Source organism: Paenibacillus sp. FSL W7-1332 (assembly GCF_037969785.1).
Classification (GTDB): Bacteria; Bacillota; Bacilli; order Paenibacillales; family Paenibacillaceae; genus Paenibacillus_AQ.
Genome location: NZ_CP150209.1, coordinates 4,105,656 through 4,129,753, shown reverse-complemented (window position 1 = coordinate 4,129,753; position 24,098 = coordinate 4,105,656). Strand labels below are relative to the sequence as shown.

At 50.3% G+C, this 24,098-nt stretch carries 16 protein-coding genes; all 16 read left to right on the top strand.

Features of this window, described 5'->3' with window-relative positions:
- Positions 1-16: 16 nt before the first annotated feature.
- The 16 genes from MKX98_RS18385 to MKX98_RS18310 all read left to right on the top strand — a co-directional run bounded on the left by MKX98_RS18385 (position 17) and on the right by MKX98_RS18310 (position 24,075).
- Positions 17-2,287: a helix-turn-helix domain-containing protein gene (locus MKX98_RS18385; protein WP_339217650.1), complete on the top strand. Its 2,271-nt coding sequence runs from the start codon at positions 17-19 to the stop codon at positions 2,285-2,287.
- A 210-nt stretch (positions 2,288-2,497) separates the two neighbouring features.
- Positions 2,498-3,463 (top strand): ABC transporter permease subunit, encoded by a 966-nt coding sequence (locus MKX98_RS18380; RefSeq protein ID WP_339217648.1) that lies wholly within the window; start codon positions 2,498-2,500, stop codon positions 3,461-3,463.
- Positions 3,464-3,477: 14 nt separating this feature from the next.
- Positions 3,478-4,377 carry a carbohydrate ABC transporter permease gene (locus MKX98_RS18375; protein ID WP_071220825.1) on the top strand — a complete coding sequence of 300 codons (900 nt, stop codon included), beginning with the start codon at positions 3,478-3,480 and terminating at the stop codon, positions 4,375-4,377.
- A gap of 53 nt (positions 4,378-4,430) precedes the next feature.
- On the top strand, positions 4,431-6,074 hold the full coding sequence (locus MKX98_RS18370) for an extracellular solute-binding protein (RefSeq protein WP_339217647.1): 1,644 nt from the start codon (positions 4,431-4,433) through the stop codon (positions 6,072-6,074).
- Between the two features lie 70 nt (positions 6,075-6,144).
- Positions 6,145-7,224 carry a glycoside hydrolase family 88 protein gene (locus MKX98_RS18365; protein ID WP_339217646.1) on the top strand — a complete coding sequence of 360 codons (1,080 nt, stop codon included), beginning with the start codon at positions 6,145-6,147 and terminating at the stop codon, positions 7,222-7,224.
- 303 nt (positions 7,225-7,527) lie between these two features.
- Positions 7,528-8,526 (top strand): alpha/beta hydrolase, encoded by a 999-nt coding sequence (locus MKX98_RS18360; RefSeq protein WP_339217645.1) that lies wholly within the window; start codon positions 7,528-7,530, stop codon positions 8,524-8,526.
- 85 nt (positions 8,527-8,611) lie between these two features.
- The gene (locus MKX98_RS18355) at positions 8,612-10,396 is read left to right on the top strand and encodes a histidine kinase (RefSeq protein WP_220685001.1); all 1,785 of its coding nucleotides are present in this window, start codon (positions 8,612-8,614) and stop codon (positions 10,394-10,396) included.
- A complete protein-coding gene (locus MKX98_RS18350) occupies positions 10,371-11,990 on the top strand; it encodes a response regulator (RefSeq protein WP_220685002.1) in 1,620 nt (539 codons plus the stop codon). The genes MKX98_RS18355 and MKX98_RS18350 overlap by 26 nt, the downstream gene beginning before the upstream one ends.
- Before the next feature lie 95 nt (positions 11,991-12,085).
- Positions 12,086-13,600, top strand: coding sequence for an ABC transporter substrate-binding protein (locus tag MKX98_RS18345; protein ID WP_339217642.1), 1,515 nt, complete (start codon positions 12,086-12,088; stop codon positions 13,598-13,600).
- A 397-nt stretch (positions 13,601-13,997) separates the two neighbouring features.
- A complete protein-coding gene (locus MKX98_RS18340; RefSeq protein ID WP_339224513.1) occupies positions 13,998-14,867 on the top strand; it encodes an ABC transporter permease subunit in 870 nt (289 codons plus the stop codon).
- Positions 14,868-14,879: 12 nt separating this feature from the next.
- Positions 14,880-15,764, top strand: a complete 885-nt coding sequence (locus MKX98_RS18335; RefSeq protein WP_194543030.1) for a carbohydrate ABC transporter permease — start codon at positions 14,880-14,882, stop codon at positions 15,762-15,764.
- Between the two features lie 47 nt (positions 15,765-15,811).
- Complete coding sequence (gene bglX / locus MKX98_RS18330) at positions 15,812-18,358, top strand: beta-glucosidase BglX (protein ID WP_339217640.1); 2,547 nt, start codon at positions 15,812-15,814, stop codon at positions 18,356-18,358.
- A 35-nt stretch (positions 18,359-18,393) separates the two neighbouring features.
- Positions 18,394-20,619: a glycoside hydrolase family 3 C-terminal domain-containing protein gene (locus MKX98_RS18325; RefSeq protein WP_339224510.1), complete on the top strand. Its 2,226-nt coding sequence runs from the start codon at positions 18,394-18,396 to the stop codon at positions 20,617-20,619.
- 100 nt (positions 20,620-20,719) lie between these two features.
- Positions 20,720-22,663 carry a family 20 glycosylhydrolase gene (locus MKX98_RS18320; protein WP_339217638.1) on the top strand — a complete coding sequence of 648 codons (1,944 nt, stop codon included), beginning with the start codon at positions 20,720-20,722 and terminating at the stop codon, positions 22,661-22,663.
- A gap of 311 nt (positions 22,664-22,974) precedes the next feature.
- Positions 22,975-23,436 (top strand): MarR family transcriptional regulator, encoded by a 462-nt coding sequence (locus MKX98_RS18315; protein WP_233355114.1) that lies wholly within the window; start codon positions 22,975-22,977, stop codon positions 23,434-23,436.
- A gap of 24 nt (positions 23,437-23,460) precedes the next feature.
- Positions 23,461-24,075, top strand: coding sequence for an NAD(P)H-binding protein (locus tag MKX98_RS18310; protein ID WP_339217636.1), 615 nt, complete (start codon positions 23,461-23,463; stop codon positions 24,073-24,075).
- Positions 24,076-24,098 lie beyond the last annotated feature (23 nt).

Here is a 24,098-nt window from a genome sequence, read left to right as displayed (position 1 = left end):
GGTATGGAGGGGTCCAATGAAGCGAATTCCAATGATGATGCAATTGGCATTAATCCTATTTTGCATCATGGCCATTCCGATGGCGATTTTAACCTGGTATAGCAGCTCTCAGATTCTACAGAATTCAGAGCATGCCTTTGCGGAAACTTCGCTTGCAGAATTAAATGCCAATCGCGAGCTTAATGAGAATGCGTTGAACAATTTGTCCCAGAATACGGTACGCCTAGGAGGCACCGACGTCTTCGATCGAATCCGTCCTTATAAGTCTCTTGCAGAGCTTAAGACGAATTACGTGAATGTAAGCAAAGCGATGGCGGTGCTCAAGGAATTGTTGAATCTGAATCAGAGCGTCGATGGGGTGTATTCATCTTTCTTTTACCTGGACGACGCGAATTACGTGATTTCTACGGACAGAGGCATAACGAGCTTGGACAGATACGAGTCCATCGACTGGCTGAACGAGGCGCTTATGGAGCAAAAAGGGATACGCGGCGTATGGTATCCGCGCAAGCTCGATTCGGGCGTTAATGTCTTATCGTTCGCACTGCCTTTAAACCGGCTGTCAACCGCTACACGCGGAACGATCGTTGTCAATCTGAAGGAGAGTCAAATCGAGCAATATTTGCAATCATCGAAGTCAGGCAAGCAAGGCTATTTGCTTATGAAGTCAAGCGGTACCATCATCTCACATCACGACAAAGATTTATTGCTCAAGAACGCCTACGAGGAGCCGTATATTCGCGAAATCGCCCGGCAAGCATTGCCTGAAGGGTACATGTTCCGCGAGCTTAACGGCGAGCGATTGCTATATGCGTGGTCCCCTACGAAAGAATTCGGTTGGACGAACGTAAGCATCTACTCGGTCGACGAATTGATGAATAAGCCCCTTACTTTGCAGAGAAGTATCCTTTTGCTTACGATCGTTATTATTTTTGCGGGGTCCATACTGACCGTTTTTATTGCGACATGGTTATCCAAGCCAGCCAGGGAATTGGTCCGTACGGTACGCGGCCGAGTCAATCCGGGGGTGCGCGATAAGAATGAGCTCGTCTTTCTGGAGGCGGCATTCAGACGCATGCAGGAAGAGGAAGAAGGGCTTTATAAGCTGCTAAGTATCCGCGAGCAGGATGCCCAAAGCCACGCCATCCATAGTTTGCTGCGGGGTGAAGTGACCCCACAAGCGGAAGAGATTTTCCCGGACTTGCACTTTCTTGTAGCCGTCGTTTCCATCGACGGTTACCGAACTTATATAAGCCTGAATAATCCGGAAACGCGCAGTTACCATCGCTACTTGCTCATCTCCAAATGTGACGATTTATTCCCGAAAGATGTTCACGCGCGCTGCGTCTATCATGGTGACGGCCACTTCGCAATCCTGATCAACTACAGACAGGTGGAAGATGACAACTATAGGCTTGCCATTTATGCGGCTTTAGACATGTTGAGGAACAGTGCGGCGGAATTGCTCAAGCACTCCGTAACGATCGGCGTAAGCAGCCCGGCAGATTCAATTCGCCTGATCTCGGATTGCTTTGCAGAGGCGATGGAAGCGATCAAGCAGCGCATGATTGCCGGCAATGGCGGCATTACGTGCTGGAAGGAGGAAGAAGGGCGGGATAAAAAATACATTTACCCTGTTAACAGCGAAAGACGAATTCTGAACTTCCTTGGTCATAGCGATCTGGATAGCATCATCGAAGAACTGAGAATCATTCGTAACGAAATCCGTTCTGCCGAATACGTGTCCTACGATAATATCCTATTCATCTATCATCAATTGGTTGGCGTGACCATTAAGCACCTTAGGGAGAATAATGTTAGCACGGCGCGGATCTTCTCGACGCGGGGGAACATTTACGCAGCCCTTGCTTCTATTGATACGCTTGACGAGCTTGAAGAATATCTTATTGAATTTTACAGCGAGATTGTTCACTACCTTACGCGGTCACCGGGCGGGTCCAACAAGTATGCCGATCGCATTATCCATTATTTGAATGAGCACTATCGTGAAGAAGTCGTGTTTGAAGAAATGGCTAAGCAAATCGGAATCAGTTACTCCTACATGCGAAAAATTGTCTATGAACATACGGGTAAAAGCTTGTCCGACTATCTCAATTTGCTCCGAATCGAGAAGGCAAAAGAGCTGCTTCTTGAGAGTAACCTGTCGATTGCACAGATTGCATCCGAGGTAGGCTACATGAATGTTCGAAGCTTCAATCGTCTGTTCCGAAAATTTGAAGGCATGCCGCCGAGCAGCTTCAAGCTGCAGAGATCCAAAACCTCGTGAGCAGGACAATATTTGATTCAAATAGACAAAAATGATTCTTGGGTTCTCAGGAATAACGGATCGGCTGCAATTTGGATCAATAGTGGCTGCAGCTTATCAATATTCGGCGTTTACCTTCGGACGAACGGGGCGATATGATAAATCCAACCTCGGGGCCACCGAAATAGGGAAATGAACCGGGGGGAGATCACGCATGGAGGAGGTGAGATTTTGAAAGTCCAAGATGCAGCACCAGGAAATGAAACCGCTTTAATCCCCTTCGTAGGCAAGAAACAGGGAACTCTCTATTATCTTCGTCGGGATTGGCAGCTCTATTTTCTGCTTCTCATTCCTTTAGCGTTTGTCTTGGTCTTTAAGTACGCGCCGATGAGCGGTCTTGTGCTTGCGTTCAAGGATTACAAGATTGCCCACGGATTCTGGAGCAGCGAATGGGTCGGTCTGGAAGTGTTTAAAGACATATTCGCAAAGCCCGATTTCGCTCGCGCCATCCGCAACACGCTTTTGCTGAATGTGTCGGACCTTATATTTAGCTTTACAATGCCGATTATACTCTCTTTGCTGCTAAACGAGGTCAAGAATGCTTTCTTCAAACGCGTGAATCAGACTCTGCTTTATTTACCGCACTTTCTGTCTTGGGTCATTATCGGCGCAATCGCTTATCAATTGTTGGGTGAAGGAACCGGTATGATCAATAATCTGATCGCGAATCTGGGGGGAACACGGATCCCGTTCCTTCAAGAGAACGTCAATTGGCTAATCAGTTACATCTTTATTGGCGTATGGCAAAGCATGGGTTGGGGGACCATCATCTACCTGGCTGCAATTAGCGGCATTAACCCCGAGCTGTATGAAGCGGCGGTCGTCGATGGTGCAGGCCGGTGGCGGAAAATGTGGAACATTACTCTGCCCTCGATCCGAGTGACGATCGTGACATTGCTGATTTTGAACCTTGGCCACGTGATGGCGGGTTCCTTTGAGCGTGTCTTTGCCTTAGCGAACAAAGCAACCACGGAGTTCACCACGACCATTCCCGTTCTGGTATATCGCTGGGGAATTGAAGGCGGCAACTTCAGCCGAGCAACCGCTCTCGGGTTGTTCCAAGCTGTCGTGGGGCTTGTCCTTATTTTAATTGCTGATCGGGTTGCCAAGAAACTGGGTGAAGATGGAGTCATTTAGAAAGGAGGGAAGCGATGAAAACATTCACTAGGAGCTATGCGGTGCGCCGCACCAGGAAACTGGACATATGGGATATTCTAATACGGCTCATACTTATTGCTGCCTCACTTGCCTGCTTGCTGCCATTCGTTCATGTTGTTGCAAAATCTTTAAGCGAAGACGCCTACGTCATCGCTAACAAGGTGTTTCTCTGGCCGGCGGGGTTCACTCTGGATGCGTACGGCAAAGTTTTTGCCGATCAGAGTATTCTGAGGTCTCTTTACATATCCGTAATCATCACGGTGCTGTTCACACTGATCGGCATGATCGTCACCATTTGTGCAGCCTACCCGCTATCCCGTAAGCAGCTTAAAGGCCGTTCGTTTTTTAACTTCATCTTTATGTTTACGATGTTCTTTGGAGGCGGCATTATTCCCGAATATATGCTGATCAACAGCCTGGGGATGCTTGATACGATGTGGTCGCTTATATTACCGCTATCCTTTAGCGCATTTAACCTGCTGATCTTAAGGACTTCGATCTCCAGCAATATTCCGGCGAGCCTGGAAGAATCGGCCCGGATGGATGGAGCGGGGCATTTCAGGATCCTGTTCAGCATCGTACTTCCACTCTCCAAGCCGATTCTAGCGACATTGTCCCTTTTTTACGCGGTCGGACGCTGGAACGCTTATCAGGACGCCCTATTCTATATTAAGCATAATGTCGATTTGCGGCCGCTGCAGTTGAAACTATATTACCTGGTGGTTCAGGCCAGCGAGAGCTTTCAGCTAGAGATGACGCAAGTCTCGCTCAGCAATCCTGAAGTGCTCAAAGCAGCATGTGTCGTTTTTGCAACTTTACCGATCATTTGTGTCTATCCGTTCATTCAGAAGTATTTTGTCCAGGGAGTCATGCTTGGGGCTATCAAGGAATAGCATTTCCAGATTCTATTGCATCGATATGATGAGAATGATAAGGGGGAAATACGATGAGCAAACCGAAAATCATGTCTATGTTCATGGTTTTAATATTAATTGCCGGTCTTATAGCGGGATGTACGGGGAACAGCACCAATGGTGAGAAGAAGCCTTCTCCATCGGATGAGGGTAACACGCCAAGCCAAAACGCGGAAGGCAGCTATCCCGATTATTCGCAAGGCTTCCCGGAAAGAGTTACACTCGAAATTCCAGTGTATGAGCGTGCGTTCGAAGGCTGGAACGTAACTGACAACTACTATACACGCTGGATTCAGAAGGAATTCGGCGACAAATACAATATCGAGGTCAAGTTTACGCCGATCGCCCGTACCAACGAAGTTACGACTTATCAGCAGCTGCTCGCAGCCGGCAAGGCGCCGGATATCATTTTCCACTACGACATGCCGCAAGCGCTTGCATACTATGGAGAAGGTGTCATGCAGGAGCTGGACTGGCAAGAGATTGAGCACTATGCCCCAACCTATTGGAGCAATTTGAGCGAGACGATTCTGCAATACGGCGTCGTTGACGAAAAAAACACCTTCTTCTTCGCTGCACGTCCAGATTTCAGCAACTTTGTCAATATCATTCGTAAAGACTGGGTTGAGAAAGTAGGAATGAAAATCGAGGACCTGACTTCGCTCGAGAAGTACAATGAAATGCTCATGAAATGGAAGGAAGAAGGAATCGGCGTTGCCGGGGCCGGTTTAACACGGAACGTGTTCAACTATAGTTACGGATTCCGTGACTGGCCGGTTGATCCGAAGACGCACGCGCTTTATTCCGATCTATCCGTTGCGGATTTTACGACACCGGCAACCGAAGCCTGGCTGCGTAACCTGAGCTATCAATACCATAACGGACTTATCGATAAGGAGTTCTATCTACGCGACGATGATAACAAGCTCAAGGCCGAGTTTGTTGCGGGAAATACGGGCACCTACGGTTTGTACCTGACCAATAACACCGATGCGTTTGAAGCAACGCTGAAGAATAATCCGGAAGCTGAATTTGCCGTGCTTCCCCCTGGCTCCGGCGTACCGGAGGGAAATATGCCCCAAGGACGCGCCGACTGGCCGTTCGGGTTGATCATGGGAATTAACCATGAATCGACGGAAGAGGAGCGTGCTGCTGTATGGATGTATCTCGAGTGGATGAGCCAAGCGGAGAACCTGATGTTCCTGCAGAACGGGGTGGAAGGTGAGAACTATACGCTCGATTCCGATGGCTTGCCGGTGAAAAAACCGGATTTCAAGGGCGAATCCGTACTCTCTCAGAACAATAACAAGGACTATTGGGCACTTGTAACGGAAGCGCCATCCTTCGCAACGCCAGAGCTAACGCTTAAAGCTAACAAAAATAACTGGACGCCTGCGGGTTATGAGCAAATTGTCGAAGACATGATTCAATATCGAAACGAGACCAAGCCATACCAGACGCCGGATCCGCTGTTCACCGTAGTCCTTGAGAAGGTTACCGAGTATAAGGCGGATTTGAACAACCTCTTCCAAGAGCTGTATCTCGACATTATCCTTGCGCCAGCAGACCAGTTCGATGCGAAATACGAAGCGGCCAAGCAGAAATTCCTCGACGCCGGCTATCAAGAGATTTTGGACGAGAAGCAAAAAGCGATTGATGCAGGTCAATTCCGGTAATCACGAAAATCTAAACCAAAACTCCGAGCTCCTGCCGAAAGCGGGGGCTCTGGATGATATGGAGGGCAATATGAATCTGAAACTAGATATCGCTTTAGAAGATTTAAAGCAAACCGCCAAGCGTGTTGCAGATTATACGTTCGGGATGGATTTGACGTGGGATTGGCCGGGAGGTGTCGCATTCTATGGGATAAGCCGGCTGTTCGAGGTGACTGGCGATCATGCTTATCTGGAACGCATGATCGATTGGGTTGAGGAGTACTTAGAGGCGGGCATTCCGGAAGGATGGACCGTGAACACCTGTGCGATGGGGCATATGCTGCTGACCCTATATGAACAGACGAAGGATCAAAAATATATGGATCTCATTTTAAGCAAGATTGATTATTTGGAGCATCAGGCTTTGCGATTCGGTGACCGGGTCCTTCAGCATACGGTGTCGGCTAACAATGACTTTCCGGAGCAGTGCTGGGCGGATACTTTGTTCATGGCGGCATTTTTGGAGCTTCGGGTCGGCGTGCTCCTCGGAAAGAAGGCGCTCATCGACGACGCGCTCCATCAATTCGAACGGCATATTCATTACTTGCAAGATGAGGATTCCGGGCTGTGGTACCATGGCTATAACCATGTCAAAAAGGACCATATGTCCGGCATTCATTGGGCGCGCGCCAACGCCTGGGCAGCCTATACGATGTCCCGAGCGGCAAGAGGGCTGCCGGAAGGCTATCTTTATCCTCCCATGATGCACATATGGAGCTCCTTACGCGACCAGTTGGCGGCAATTAGACGGATTCAGCATGAGGACGGTCTGTGGGGCACCGTGCTCGATTACCCGGAAGCTTACGGCGAAGTATCGGCTACAGCGGGTATTGCAGCAGCGATGGTGATGCAGGGCAATCCGCTGCACGCGAAATATGTGAGAAAAGCCTTGGCCGGGGTTCTCGCAAATATAGCGGATAACGGACGGGTTCTGAACGTGTCCGGAGGAACGGCGGTCATGAACGACATCGAAGGATATCTCGGCATTGACCGGAAATGGGCACAAGGCTGGGGACAAGGATTGGCGCTAGCGTTCCTGTCGTCGGTCATTGACGTTATCGAAGCCCAAGGAGATCGCGAGCTTAGCAAACGTAGCGATCAAGTCGATTAGACCTCAGGCTACTTGCTCATCATAACAACGGACATCGGCGATTCGAATGGAGCATGCCGGAGGATATGGACATAGATGATTTAGAAGTCGCTAAGTTAGCGGCTTTTTTTACTATAGCGATGTAAGTTTTGTCCTTAGCTGAGGATGCTCCATATCTTAGATTCGGATCATTACTCTATAGAACACGCGGAATGCTGGCGCAGGTCGTCATATGACAACGAAGAAGTCGGATTAACGGTAGATCACAGGGATGCAAAGGGGGTAGAATGTCGTCACCAAAGAAGCATTAAGGAGAGAAGCATATTGATTCTGAAGATTATAAAATGGATGCTGTCCGTCATTGTTCTTGTTATCATAGGGGGGCTTCTGCTTGTAAATTTAACGCCTGTTCCATTTATCCATTGGCTGCGCAGCCAGCCGGAAGCAGCGCCTGCAGCACCTTCGAATTGGGCGGAGCTTAGGCAGGTGGTAGAGGTTCATAAAGACCTCAAGTATCCTTCGACATTCAAATCCAACGAAATGGACCTGTACCTCCCCAAAGACCGTGCGGGCAAACTGCCTACGATCCTATGGGTTCACGGCGGCGCTTTTGTGTCAGGAGATAAATCGGGCACCGCCTATTGGTGTACGATGATGGCCAGCAAAGGTTATGCGGTCGTCAGCATGAATTACGAGGTGGCTCCCGAGGCACGATATCCGGCACCAGTCCTTCAGATGACTGAGGTCTATCAGCATCTGAAGGAGCTTTCGGATTTCCCGTCCTTGGACTTGGACCGTCTAATTGTCGGCGGAGACTCAGCCGGCGCCCAAATTGCATCCCAATTCATCGCAATTCAGACGAATGCCGACTTGGCGCAGCGGACAGGGATTGAACAAGCGGTTCCGGAGGAATCCATACAAGCGGCGCTGCTGTATTGCGGTCCGTATAACGTCAAACAGCTGGCGAGCGTTACCGGCAGATTAGAGAAGTTCTTCCTGAATCAGCTGGGGTGGGCTTATATTGGAACACGGAACTGGAAGGATGGGACCGAAGCAGAAGAAGCTTCAACGACAAACCATGTGACAACTGATTTCCCGCCCATCTTTATAACGGACGGCAACACGGGTTCTTTTGAAAAACACGGCAAGGAATTGGAGGCGCGGCTCAAAGAGGCAAACGTGCCCGTGAAGTCATTGTTTTACCCGCTGTCCCATGGCGTCGTGCAGCACGAATATCAATTTCAGCTTAACACTAAAGAGGCCATGGAGTGCTTTGAGATGACGTTATCCTTTTTGGAAGAGCAATTGCAAGAGCGGGGATAAACAATGACAAAGACTGGTGCTTCAACTTTTATCGGGAGAAGTAGTAAAATGGGGATAGCTCAATACCAGGGAGAGGAGTCTCATCATGTACAGCCATATCAAGGCAATTCCTTGGAATTCGATTCGCGTCAAGCTGGTGCTTGGCCTTTTGGGCGTGGCAATCCCTCTAATCGCCTTACTGATCTATATGAGCTATTACAGTGTGAACGTCATTCATAATCAGGTGGCGGTCTCCAATAAAAATATGATCTCCATCCAAATGAGACAGATCGATAACCAGCTCGCGGAGATCGAACGGCATCTGGTGAATCTGTCCAGATCGGAAGTCAGTGTGCTGACGATGAAAGACGCAGTGCCGGACAATACGTATATGATGGCCAAAAGCGATGTTTCCCGGAAGCTGTCCTCCGATCTATCGGTTTATCCTTATATTGACGGACTTTTCGTATATTCATTGCCGCGGCATGATTTTGTTGAAGCCTACAAAGGGTCGATGACCTATAACGGATTATTGAAAATGCGAGATTACCTGCAGGAAAGCAGCACGAGCCAGAACCGTTTCTATGGAATGGAGGCGAACTGGCAGCTGCAAGAGATTGAAGGGTCCTATTACGCGATCAAGGTGCTCAGGGATGACAATATCAGCATCGGGTCATGGGTATCCCTCAAAACCTTGATGTCGCCGATGTCGGTTCTGAACACGGGTGAAACCGGAGCAATGCTGTTCGTCGACGCCCAGGGGAAGCCGCTTTATAACACGAAGCCCCTGCAGGATGAAACGTTGGATTTCACCCATGGTTTCAACAGCTATTACATGTCAGGCAAGGACAAGGACTATCTCATCGTGGGGGAGACTTCGAAGAAAGCGGACATCAGCATGGTCGCCGTCATTCCGGACAAGCTGACGCTCGAAAATCTGCCATATCTCAAAAAGACGGCTGCCATCCTGTCGGCATTCGCTGTTCTGCTGCTGCCGGTCAGCTTGTGGTTCCTGCGGAAAGTGCTGCTTCGCCCGCTGCAGAAGATCGTTCAATTAATGCGAAGAATCGGGGAAGGGAACTTCAATTTGCGAATCGAGAAAGTACCGACCGCTCCCGAGGAGTTTCAGCTGGTATATCGCACCTTAGATCAGATGGTGTCGCAAATTGAAAAGCTGAAGATTGACGTCTATGAAGAGCAATTGAGCAAGCAGCAGGCGGAGCTGAAGCAACTGCAGCTCCAGATCAACCCGCATTTTTTCATGAATTCCCTGAATATTTTGTACCATTTGGCACAGGTGAAGCGATATGAATTGATCCAGGAGATGACGATTTGCCTGGTTCAATACTTCAGATATATGTTCCAGAGCAATAACCAGGCTTTGGTTCTATTAAAGGATGAGCTGCAGCATACGAGAAATTATTTGCGGATTCAGCAGCTGCGGCTTCCCAATCAATTCGAAAGCGAGATTCATGTTCCGGATTATCTGCTGGAGACCCCAGTTCCTCCGCTAATGCTTCAGACGATTGTAGAAAATACGATCAAGCATGCCGTAAGGGCAGATGTTCGGACGATGCTGGTCATTGAAGCGATCCTCGACGATCTGGCGGAAGAGCCGACCGTTTGCTTGACCGTACGTGATACCGGAGATGGATTTTCGGATGAGGTATTGGAGGCGATCCGCTGCGGCGGACAAGGTGCAAACGCCGGGCGAGCGCATATTGGCTTGTGGAATGTACGGGAACGTCTGCGTCTGCAGTATGGGAATGGGGCCGTAATGGATTGCTATAACGACGATCCGCACGGGGCGGTCGTCGAACTCTTCATTCCGTTAAGCCCTGGACAAGATGGAAAGGAGGACGCCAATGCGTCATGTACTGATCGTGGATGATGAGGTTATTGCTGTAGAGGGACTGAAACATGGCGTGGACTGGGATCGGCTGGGTGTTTCCGCTGTATTTACCGCCCATAGCGCCAGCCAGGCGATGGAGATCATCCGGCGGGAGCGCGTGGATCTTCTGTTATGCGATATTGAAATGCCGCATGGGTCCGGCTTGGATCTATTGGAATGGGTACGGGGATATCATCCGGATATCGTTGCGATATTCCTTACCTGTCATGCCGACTTTCACTATGCCAAGCAGGCCATTCAGCTGGGCAGCTTTGATTATTTACTGAAACCGGTCCCTTTTGCCGATCTTGAATCCGTTGTAAGTAAAGCGATCGAGAAGCTGGACCAGGAGCGCGAGCAATCAGAGTTCAGTCAATATGGGAAGTTTTGGATGCAGCATCAGCCCCTGTTGGTTGAACGATTCTGGCTGGATATCCTGAATCAAACGATTCCAAGCCGCTCCGCTGCAATCAAGGAGCAGGCGGAGAATCGCAATATTCCGTATTCGGAGGATATGATCTTTACTCCGATACTGATTCAAGTTCGGAGATGGTATAAGGAAGTCACGCTGCGGGACGAAAAAATCATTGAATATGCGATACGCAAATCCGCCGAGGAGCACATCCAAGAGAGGGCCGAGCATGGTATGCTGGTGCCGGTGGAGAAAGGGCGCTGGCTCGCCTTGATCAACAGGGATACGGCATCGGTGGATGATGATGCATACAAGGATATGTGTGAGAGGTATATCGATGCTTGCAGGAAATATTTCTATGCGGGCGTCGCCTGTTATATCGGGGAGCCGGGTCACGGACATGAAGTCCCTTCGATGTATATTCAATTGGATCGGATGAACGAAATGAATGTGGCTTATGATCAGCAAGTCTTTTTGCTGAAGGAAGAGAAGCCGTCGGCTGCCCTCCAGCAGATGCTTCCGGATATGAGCATGTGGGCGATTCTGCTAAAGGAGGGCGCGAGCGGACAGGTCCTGAAGGAGGCGGAGGCTTACATCAGGTCTCAGATCGAAGGTAACTCACTCACTTCGGATTTACTGAATCAATTCATTCAGGATTTTCAGCAAATGCTCTATTATGTGCTTCATCTGAAGGGGATCCAGGCGCATCAGCCTCTCAGGGACAGCCGTTCCTTGGAGTTATATGCCAGATCGGTGCGCTCGGCTACGGATGCGTTGGCCTGGATTCATCATATCGTTCAACGGGCGATGGATTTTGCATCATCGGTGGAGCATTCGCCAAGCATCGTAGAGAAAGTAAAGGCTTATATCCGCGAGCATCTATCCGAGGATCTGTCGAGGGAGGATATCGCGAGTCATGTGTTTTTGAATCCGGATTATTTGACCCGAATCTTCAAAAAAGGGACCGGCATGTCGATCTCGGATTACCTGCTCCAGCAGCGATTGAGCATGGCGGCCGGGCTGCTCGCAAATACCGAGCTGTCCGTCAGTTCGATTGCGACGCGAATCGGCTACGCCAACTTCTCTCACTTTTCCCGCATGTTCAAAAAATATATGAATATGAGCCCGGTCGAGTACCGGCAAGAGCATGCCGGCATCACCAGCTCCGGGGAAAGTCGGTAAAGTGACAGTGAAAAGTCGTTACAAGAGCAGTGCACAATCACGTCCCCTCTTACAATATAGCTAGAAATACATCAATCACAAAGGCGGGGGAACAGATGAAAAAATCATTCGCACGACTATCTACGATGCTTTTGAGCGCCGTCATACTATTGTCGGCCTGCGGAGGAGGGAAAGCAGCCGACCAAGACAATGAGCCGGCAAGTGAACAAAAAGCTCTCACGGAGCTGACGGTCGTGCTTCCGGTGGCAGGCTCCATACCGAAGGATATGCAGCAAGTGGAGGACGCCATCAACAAGATCGCGGCCGAGAAAATACAGGCCAAGGTCGAATTTGAGCATATTTCTGTCGGAGACTGGGAGCAGCAAACGAATCTGATGTTTGCAAGCGGTGAGAAAATGGATCTGCTGTACTTATCCGGTTATAACTTCAGCAACATCGTTGCGAAAGGTCAGCTGAAGCCTCTGGATCAATTGCTTGAGCAGCATGGTCAGGGGATCGCCGACGCCTTGGGTAAAGATTATTTGCAAGCTACGCGCATCGGAGGCGAGATATATGGAACGCCGACGGTACGGGATTTGGCGGCCAGCTATGGGCTGACCATGAGCAAAGACTTGGTTGATAAATACAAGATCGATGTTGCCTCGATCGAGACGCTTGATGATGTGGAGGCCGTGCTGCGGAAGGTAAAGGAAGGAGAGGGTCCTACCATGACACCGCTGGTTACCGGTGCAGCGGGGCAATCCTTCCGAGAGAATTATGTCAACTACGATAGTCTGAACGACACGATCGGTGTTCTTCCGAGCTATGACAATGGCCTCAAGATTGTCAATTATTACGAGACGAAGGAATATGCCGACTTTGTCAACAAGATTCGCGGCTGGTATCAGGACGGGCTGATTCCACAGGATATGGCTACAACGCAGGCAACGCGGTTTGACATGATCAAGGCTGGCAAAGCCTTTGCCTATATGGCTATGCAAAAACCCGGCTTTGCGGAGAGCGAGAAGAAGCTGTCCGGGCTTGAGCTGGTCACTGCAGAACTCGTACCTCCTGTAGCTACGACGAGCACGGTAACGGGAGCGATGTGGGGCATTCCGGTCAATTCCGAAACTCCTGAGAAAGCGATGGAATTTTTAAATCTGATGTACACCGACAAGGATATCGTGAACCTGTATGACTGGGGGATCGAAGGCACCCATTATGTAAAGGTGGACGGCTTTGACAATGTGATCGATTATCCGGAGGGTGTTGATTACAACTCGGTGGGTTATAAAATGCCGCTTGGCTGGCTGTTCGGGAATCAGTTCTTGTCTTATGTCATAAATGGCGACGATCCGGAAATTTGGTCCAAGATGGATGAATTCAACAAGAGCTCCAAGCGCTCCAAAGCGATGGGCTTCCTGTTTGATGCTTCTCCGGTGAAGACCGAGTATGCAGCCGTAAGCAACGTCATTACGCAATATAAAATGCCGCTGGAGACAGGCAGTGTAGACCCGGAACAAATTTTGCCGGAGTTCATCTCCAAATTGAAATCGGCCGGAATCGATAAGATTATTGCGGAGAAACAGAAGCAATTGGATGAATGGGCTAAAACCAACGGCGTGAAGTAAAGCATCATGTGAACAGTCACGGGTTACCCCGTGACTGTTTCTATTTTGTATAGTGAAGAGGAAATGTTTAAAGTTTAAGCTCATCGATCAAGTGAAGCATGAACGGCAGGCTGCACAAGGCTATATCCTTGGCAGCCTGCTTTTTTCTTGTTGACATAGCGCCTCCAAGGGAATTGGGATGATCCAGCGCGTTTTCTGTCCTAGGTTCTACTCTACTGGCGCTGAAGTCGGGAAAGCACAAATGTGAAGTCGTTTAAGCGGTAGTGGCCCGTGTGCTTGCTCTTTAAAATGAAGATATAGATTCGGCTATAAAGCCGCAAAGGGGGGAAGTGCGGTGACAAGTACAACACGCCGTAAGGGACGGAGATCTCTTCGGAAGTACGTCCCGCTATACATTATGATGTTGCCGGGGCTTATCTACCTGCTCATCAACAATTATTTGCCGCTGTTCGGTCTAAGCATCGCTTTTAAAGACGTGAACTACAGCAAAGGGATATGGGACAGTGACTGGATCGGCTTCAAAAACTTTGAGTATCTGTTCAAAACGGATGATGCATTTATCATTACGCGTAACACGATTCTTTACAATGCTGCGTTTATCGTTCTCGGCTTGATCGTTTCGGTTGGTGTCGCGATATTGCTGAACGAGATCCGAAACAAAGTGGCATCACGCTTTTATCAAAGCGTCATCATTCTGCCGTTCCTTATCTCCATCATTATCGTCAGCTACCTGGTTTACGCCATGTTCAGCGTGAATACGGGAATGGTGAACAAGACGCTGCTTCCGGCACTTGGGCTGGATCCTATCTCATGGTATACGGAGCCGAAATATTGGCCCTTCATTCTGACGGTCGTGCATATTTGGAAGGCAGCGGGGTATTCCTGCATCGTTTATTTGGCAGCCATCATCGGCATCGATCCCGAATACTACGAGGCTGCAAAGCTGGACGGGGCCTCCAAATGGATGCAGATCCGCAAGATCACGCTTCCGATGATTACGCCGGTGATCACCATTCTGACTCTGCTCGGTATCGGGCGCATCTTCTATTCGGATTTCGGATTGTTCTACCAGGTGCCGATGGATTCCGGCGCACTGTTCTCGACCACCAATGTGATAGACACCTATGTATTCCGCGGGTTGACGCAGCTCGGTGATATCGGGATGTCCTCGGCGGCAGGATTCTATCAGTCGCTGGTCGGCTTCGTTCTCGTGCTGGTCTCCAATTATGTCGTGCGGAAAATTGATAAAAACAATGCTTTGTTCTAAGGAGCGAACCATATGAAAAACGAATCTCGCGGTCTGCAATGGGCAGCGCACATTATCATGATTGTTTTTTCCCTGGCGTGCATTCTTCCGTTCATCCTGCTGTTCATCTCATCGATCACGGACGATCACACGATTGCCGTGGAGGGCTATTCCTTCTTCCCCTCCAAGCTCAGCCTGGGCGCATATGAATATCTATGGAGAGAATCGGCACAGATCTTCCATGCGTACGGGATCACGATCCTGATCACAGTGATCGGCACGAGCGCAAGCCTTGTCATCACTTCGCTGCTGGCCTATCCGCTATCCCGCAAGGATCTTCCCGGCGGCGTCGTGCTGTCGTTCATCGTGTTCTTTACGCTGCTGTTTAACGGGGGACTGGTTCCGACCTATCTGGTCTATACCCAGCTGTTCGATATGAAAAACACGCTGCTAGCTCTGTTGATCCCCTGGCTGCTCATGAATGGCTTCAATGTGCTGCTGATGCGGACCTTCTTTGCCACCACGATCCCTTCGGCGGTGCTGGAATCGGCCAGCATGGACGGTGCCGGGGAGTTCAGAATGTATTACAAGATCATTCTGCCGCTGTCGCTGCCGATTATGGCAACGGTCGGCATGTTCCAAGGGCTGGCATACTGGAACGACTGGAATAACGGATTGGTCTTTGTAACGGATCCGGAGCTGTTCAGCCTGCAAAATCTTCTGAACCGGATCATGAGCGATATCCAGTATTTGACCCGCAACAGCAGCATGAATTCAGGGAATGCACTGGAGCAGCTGCCAAGCGAGACATTCCGGATGGCCGTGGCCGTCATTGGCGTCCTGCCGATCCTCGTCGCCTATCCGTTCTTCCAGAAATACTTTGTTAAAGGCATGACGATCGGTGCGGTAAAGGGCTAAACCAGAACGTATAAAACAAGATGACCAAGGACAGGAGTGAAGTCGAAATGATAGGAAATTGGCATTGCATCATCGACAAACCGCGAATGAAAATACAGTTTAAAATCAGCAAAAAAGCAGACTACACCCTCGATGCCGTCATGGAGCCCCTTCCGGTTCCGCTCTCATTCCCCGACGTTACGGTGCAGGGCAGCCAACTACGGGGACTGGGTAAAGTGTTTTGGAAGCCGGATGAGGATCTTTCCGTCCAGCTGTCGTTCGACGGGGACTCGTTCACCGGCGAGCTTCGCATCCCCTCCTTCGGGAGCTTCCCCCTTCAAGGTGAAAGGGGGCGGGGGCCCTATCTAGCACAATCCTTGCTGGAGGGAGCAGCGGAGCATCGAAAGAGCGGGGTACGGGAGCGTACGGACGAAGAGATTGCAGAGGCTGTAGAAGCGTTGCTTGCCGACATGTCGCTGGAGGAGAAGGTTGGTCAAATGTGCCAGTGCCAGGCCTCCAATTTCTCCTTCGGGAATGCCGTGGAATCCGACCCGCCCGAGAAGCTGATTGCCGAGGGCAGGGCAGGGTCGGTACTGGGAGCCTTTGACATCACAAGAGTATTCGAATTGCAGAGAATAGCCGTCGAGCAATCGCCGCACGGCATTCCGCTGCTGTTTCATGCGGACGTCATCCACGGCTCGCAGACTATTTTCCCAATTCCGCTGGCATGGTCCTGCAGCTGGGACATGGAAGCGATCCAAGAAGCGTGCGCGATCGCCGCTAAGGAGGCCAGCGCTTCCGGAACGATATTCAATCACGGCCCGATGATCGACATTACCCGTGATGCCCGCTGGGGCAGAGTATCGGAAGGAGCCGGCGAGGATCCGTTTTTAGGGGCGTTAATTGCCAAAGCTCAAGTTGCAGGGTACCAAGGAGCGTCTCTGCATAACGAAGAGACGCTGGTCGCCTGCCTGAAGCACTTCATTGCCTATGGTGCAGCAGAAGCCGGCAGGGATTATAACAGTGTGGACATCTCGGAGGGCACGCTGCGAAACGTGTACCTTCCGCCGTTTAAGGCTGCACTGGAAGCGGGAGCCGACTCGGTGATGAATGCCTTTAATATTTATCAGGGTGTCCCGGTTGCGGCTAATATGTTCGTACTGAAAGAGCTGCTGCGGGAAGAGCTGGGCTTTGACGGAATCCTGATTTCCGATTACGGCTCTGTTGACGAGATTCGGATTCACGGACACGCAAAGGATACGAAGGAGGCTGCGCTTAAAGCTGTTCATGCCACGATGGACATCGAAATGGTGACGCGCGCTTTCGATCATCTTCCCGCGCTCGTTAAGGAAGGCAAGGTGAGCGAACGGCAAATCGATGATGCTGTTCGCCGCATTTTATACGTGAAGTACAAAACCGGTATAATGGACGACCCATATCGATATATTCGCCCTGAGAAAGAAATCGAATATCACTTTAACGAAGCGCATCTGCAGGCGAGTTTGGAGTTGGCGCGCAAATCGGCCGTTCTGCTCAAAAATGACGGCGTGCTCCCGCTGGCAAAGGATGCCGGCAAAATCGCGCTGATAGGTCCGTTTGCCGATAGCAAGGATCTGCTCGGACCGTGGCAGTTCTCCCGGTACGGCCATGAAACGGTGACCCTGTACGAAGGGCTTCTGGAGAAAGGCATCCCTGCGGAACGCCTCCTCTACGCTCAAGGCAGCGGCGTGAATAAAGCGATTGACGGCGGAATCGAGGCTGCAATCTTGCAGGCGAGAGAGGCCGATATCGTCGTTCTGGCGCTGGGTGAGAGCAGCGATATGTCGGGTGAAGCGGCTTCCCGCATGGATGTCGTCATTCCCGAGGCGCAGCAGCGGCTGGCGGAAGCCGTGATCGCGGAAGGCAAACCGACGGTTCTTGTCCTGACGAACGGACGTCCGCTGGTCCTGGACTGGTATGACCGGCATGTCGATGCCATTCTGGAAACCTGGTTCTTAGGCTCGCAGGCAGGTCACGCGATCGCAGACGTGTTGACAGGAGATTACAACCCGTCAGGGAAGCTGACGATGAGCTTTCCTGCCCGCATCGGGCAGGTGCCGGTATACTACAACAGTTTTAACACCGGCAGACCGGTAACTGATACGAATGGAAAGGATAAATTCATATCCAAATACTTGGACGGACCGAATGACCCGTTATATCCATTCGGATATGGGCTGAGTTATACGACTTTTGATATATCGGCGATCACCCTGGACCGCCGCGAAATGACGGCGGACGATACGATTACGGTAACGTTGAAGGTGACGAATACGGGCGGTGTTTCCGGGGAGGAAACCGTTCAGATGTACATTCAGGACTGCTGCGGGAGTATTGTAAGACCGGTTAAAGAGCTGAAGGGCTTTCGGAAAGTATGGCTGGAACCGGGAGAGAGCCGGGAGGTTACGTTTACGATTAAAGTCGAGGCATTGACGTTCTGGTCGCCGGCTTCCGGCTACGCGGCTGAGCCCGGCACATTCAAGGTGTACATCGGTTCCAGCAGCCGGGATCTATCGGATGGGATAGAGTTTGAATTGCTGGATGAATTGAATCATAACGGGGAGGAATTGAATTGACCGATCAGCGGGATTTGAAAGCACTGGTTTCGCAGATGACCTTGGAGGAGAAGGCGAGCCTTTGCTCCGGTAAGGACAATTGGCATACGAAAGGGATCGAGCGGCTGGGCATTCCATCCGTTATGGTGACGGACGGACCGCACGGGCTTCGCAAGCAGCGGGCCTCGGCTGACCATCTGGGCTTGTTCGACAGCGTGCCTGCAACATGTTTTCCGTCGGCGGCGGGCGTAGCGAGCTCATGGAACCGTGATTTGATCTACCGGATGGGCGAAGCGCTCGGCAGAGAATGCCAGGCGGAGAACGTAGCTGTATTGCTGGGGCCTGGAGCTAATATCAAGCGTTCTCCCTTATGCGGGCGCAACTTTGAGTATTTCTCTGAAGATCCTTACTTATCAACCGAGATGGCGACCCATCATATCCAAGGGGTACAGACTCAGGGGGTAGGGACCTCGCTCAAGCATTTCGCGGCCAACAACCAGGAGCATCGGCGGATGACGTCGGACTCTGTGGTCGACGAGCGGACGCTGCGTGAAATTTATTTGGCCAGTTTTGAAGGCGCCGTCAAGCAAGCACAGCCGTGGACGGTGATGTGCTCCTACAATAAAGTGAACGGGGAATTTGCTTCCGAGAATGAGACGCTGCTGACCGATATTTTGAAAAACGAATGGGGCCATGAAGGCTTTGTCATTTCGGATTGGGGTGCGGTTAATGAGCGGGCCAAGGCGCTCGCGGCCGGAATGGAGCTGGAGATGCCGTCAAGTCACGGCGAGGGGGATGCAAAAATTGTAGAGGCCGTAAGAAACGGCCAGCTGCCCGAATCCAAGCTGGACGCTGCGGTGGAGCGTCTGCTTGCCGTGATCTTCAAGGCCGTAAATCAGCGAAAGCCTGATGCGGCCTTCGATCAGGCGGAGCATCACCGTCTGGCTCGCGAGGTGGCTCAAGAGAGTATGGTGCTGCTTAAAAATGAAGGCGGACTGCTGCCTTTGGCCCGAAGCGGCCGCATTGCCGTCATCGGCGAATTAGCTAAAGAGCCGCGCTATCAGGGCAGTGGCAGCTCCAAGATTCGTCCGACCCGGCTGGACGATATCTTAGAGGAATTAGAGGCATCGGCCGGCGATGCGAAGGTCCATTACGCCCCCGGCTATAAACTGAACGAAGAGGACATTGACCCGCAGCTGCTTCAGGAAGCGATTGCCCTCGCATCCGAGGCTACCGTTGCCGTTGTTTTTGCCGGGTTGCCAAACCGTTATGAATCGGAAGGCTTTGACCGGAAGCATCTGCGGATTCCGCCGCATCAGATCGCTCTGATCGAAGCGATAGCGAAGGTGCAGCCGAATCTGGCAGTGGTGCTCAGCAACGGCGCACCGGTGGAAATGCCGTGGCTTGGAGAAGCCAAGGCGGTGCTGGAAGCGTATCTTGGCGGACAGGCGCTTGGCGGAGCAATAGCCGACATTCTATTCGGTGACGCGAATCCGTCCGGAAAGCTGGCCGAGACGTTCCCGGTTAAGCTAAGCGACAATCCCTCGTACTTGTTTTTTCCCGGGGAAGGCGACCGCGTCGAATACCGCGAAGGTTTGTTTGTCGGGTACCGCTATTATGATTCGAAAAAGCTGGCTCCCCTGTTTCCTTTCGGTCACGGGCTGAGCTACACCAGATTCGAATACTCCAATCTGACCGTGGATAAGAAGCGGCTAAAAGATAATGAGAAGCTCACCGTTTCCGTCGATGTGATGAATACGGGGGCCCGACCTGGCAAGGAGATCGTTCAGCTCTATGTTCATGATATGGAGAGCAGCGTGATTCGGCCTGAACAGGAGCTGAAGGGCTTTGACAAGGTGGAATTGGCTCCGGGGGAAGCCAAGACCATTACGTTCGAGTTGGATCACAGAAGCTTCGCCTATTATGACGTTGAGCTGAAGGACTGGGTCGTCGAGAGCGGCGAATTTGAACTTCGAATCGGCAAGTCCTCCCGGGACATCGTGCTTACGGAGATCGTTGAGGTGCAGTCCACAACGGTGCGGGAGATTGTATTCCATCGCAACTCCACCGTATCGGATTTGAAAATGACCGTCAAAGGCGCGGCTTTTGTAGAGGATTTTATCGGCAAGCTCCCGTTTGCATCAGCGATTGAAGACAGTTCCCATGCGGAAATGTTTCGGGCGTTCCTGGACGCCATGCCATTGCGCGGCTTGTTGTCGTTCAGCGGCGGCAAAACGACAGAGAAGCAGCTGAGTGACTTGATTGACTATTTGAATAACTGACTGGAATGAGTCGCTAAGAATAGCTGATTCAAACATTACCACAATCATGATATGAAAAAATTCTTCATGTGTCGGATCAGGGAAAGGAAGTGTCTATTCAATGAAACAGGAGCAACCCATGCCGTTGTATCCACGGCCGCGACTTGTGAAATGGCTGGGTGGAGAGAAGAACTGGTCGGGCAGCGTTTCGTATGAAATTCAGGAAAGAGAAGTCCCAGCCGTGGAGCAGGTGAGACTGAAAACTCGATTGGAGCAGGCGTTGTCTGGTTCTTTTCGGGATGATCCTTCAACAGATTCGTCCATTCCGATATCGGTCTCTTTACAGGAGAGGCTGCATCCGGAAGGCTATGTCTTACAATGGGATGAAGCAGGTCTCCATATCGAATACAGTCAACCGGCCGGGTTGAATTATGCAGTGGTTACCTTGGAGCAGCTACTCTCTCGCCAAGGCCTTACTTGGAGTTGCTTCCGAATAGAAGATGAGCCCGATTACCCGGTACGCGGCTTAATGCTGGATATCGGACGGAGCAAAATTCCGAAGCTGACCGAGCTGTTCCAGCTGCTAGACCAGATGGAGAGTTTAAAGCTGAATCATCTGCAGCTGTATATGGAGGGATACTGCTTCGAATATACGCAGCATAAGACGGCGTTCCCTGAAAGCACGCCAATGACTGCGGAAGATTTCCGGAGATTGGACGCATACGCCGCAAGCCGATTTATCGATCTGGTGCCGAATCAGAATTGTCTGGGCCACATGGGAGATTGGCTCAGTAAACCGGCATACCGTGACCTTGCGGAGCATCCGGATGGAATGCCGATTGATGGTCCGTATCCATTGACAATCCCTCCCACCACCTTGAATCCTGTGGACCCGCGTTCTCTAGATTTGATCCGGGGGATGTTCGACGAATTGCTGCCCGCGTTCACATCCGATTGGGTGAACATCAATATGGATGAGCCGTTTGGTCTTGGATCCGGCAAAAGCAAGGAGCGCTGCGATGCGATCGGATTGGGCCCGCTGTATATGGAGTATGCAGAGGGCGTGACGGATATCGTTCGAAGCCACGGAAAGAAAGCGATGATGTGGGGAGATGTATTGACCCGCCATCCGGAAGTGGCCGAACGGATCCCGGACGATGTGACGATCCTCGACTGGAATTATGACAGCAGCATTTCTTTTGCTGAGCACTGCAGCATGCTGCAAAAGCACGGAATATCGTATTTCGTCTGTCCGGGTACCAGCTCTTGGTCCTCCCTGTCCGGGCGGACCGACAATATGCTGGACAATATCGCGGACGCAGCGGTCCAAGGTCAGAAATACGGAGCCGGAGGACTTATCGTGACCGACTGGGGAGATAACGGACATTGGCAGGTTCCGGTCATCAGCTATCCAGGGTATGCGTATGCAGCGGGGTTAAGCTGGTGCACGGAAGGCAACCTGCATCGGGAAGATGAACTGAAAAGCTATCTGTCGGAGTACGTATTTAAAGACGCCAGCGGTGAGATCGGGCATTTCCTGATGGAATTGGGACGATACTACCATTTGGAGAACAGCTCGCTTGATAACGGCACCTATCTGAGTGCTTTGCTGACCCGCGGATTAAAGAGCCGGGAGCAGCTGGAGAAAGAACTTAGCTTGTTTTTGCGGATATTTGCAGAGCTTAACGGCACGACAGTCGATTCGTTTCAGCTGAATTTTCAATATCATGACATGCTGGCGTGGCTGAAGAAGCGTAAAGAACAGCTGGGAAGAGTTGATCTTCAAGTTCGCGATGCCGACGTCATTACAGACGAACTGCGTAATACCCTGCGATTGATTGAACAGGCAGTTGGCATTCACCGATATATGTGCCGGATCGATATGTCTGATGCACAAGATGAGGTCAATTGCATCATTGATCTGGAATCTCAGCTCAAGCTGGTTATTGAAGAATTTAATCGATTATGGCGGATCCGCAATAAGGAAGGCGGTCTTACAACCAGCACCCGAGCGATGTATACACTGCTTGACCAATACGAAGGGATTCGGCAAACTCAAGAATAGGTTTTAGAACAGCAGCCTGCAACATATTCAAACCCCATAAATTGAGAGAGAGAGGTAGTCTGGAGTCATGTTTGGTGAGTTACAGGAGAAAATTTCATTTCTACGAGGATATACTCATAGCATTTAAAGTCGCGATAATCGCGGCTTTTTTTTATGGAGGATCGCTATTTATTATCTAAATGGATAGAAAATATTCGAAAGCGGGAGCTTGGAATGGTAAACAAACAGAAATTCGTTGAATTTGGTTGCAATAACCAACTAAATTCAATTAAACTGTATATAGTTGGTTAATAATACTATTGGGGTTGAATATGATGAAAAGGATTGAATTCCAGAACGAATCGTACGGAAAAGAAATAACCGCAATCAATCGACATTTGCATATGCTGCTTACTCCGCGTCTAGCCCCGCTTCGCTTGGGATTTGGGCAACACATGTTTTTGCTAATGCTTTCAATGAAAGAGGAGGTGAATCAGAAAACACTAAGCGAGCAATTGATGGTCGACAAGACAACGACGGCAAAGGCGATCCGGAAGCTTGAATCTGAGGGTTATATTCGCAAAGAAATTGACCCCATCGATCTACGGAACCAAAAGATATATCTAACCGATTCCGGAAGGGCTGTCGTTCCGAAGATTGAGGAAGCGCTAGCAGAAGTAATGGAGATTGGAACAGAAGGGATCTCAGCAGAAGAGTACCTGGAATTAATAAGGTTGTTAAAAATCATATTAAACAATTTGAACAAACATGTACAAACTTCAACTCGTCAGTGATTCTAATGAGCAGGGGAGATGGATATGAGAATAACCGTCATAGGTTCAACGAGTCCGACAGGACTGGAGGTTCTAAAGTACGGTAAGACGCGTGGGCACGAGCTTATTGCGTTTACAAGACGCCCGCAGTTGTTAAGTATGGATCAGAGCTTTGACAAGATCGTAACTGGAGATGGACTTCATAAATCTGACGTTCTTCATGCGATTGACGGAAGTGATGCTGTAATTGCGATTATCGGCGGCAAAACCGATATAGCCGGCGTTACGGAAACAATTATTAGATCGATGCAGGAAAGAAAAACCCGGCGTCTCATTTTTGTCAGCTCTTATTTACTCGAAGCCAAACGCCCCAGAATCTTCGCTTCATTCGCAAGATGGATCTTTCGTCACGAATTGACGGAACTTGATAAAGCCGAGAAAATCATCCAGGAGTGTGACCTTGATTGGAGTATCTACCGACCAGCTCAATTAAATAATAACCCTTCAACCGGAAAGATAAGAGTTCAGGAACAACGTCATGGTTTTGCTTCCGGTCCATATCAAATTTCTAGAGCAGACTTGGCCAAGGTATTAGTTGATGCTCTTGATAACAATGCGAACTTCAGGAAAATATATTGTGTTACTTGGAGCAAGGAATAGAGAGGGGATGATGAGATGTATTA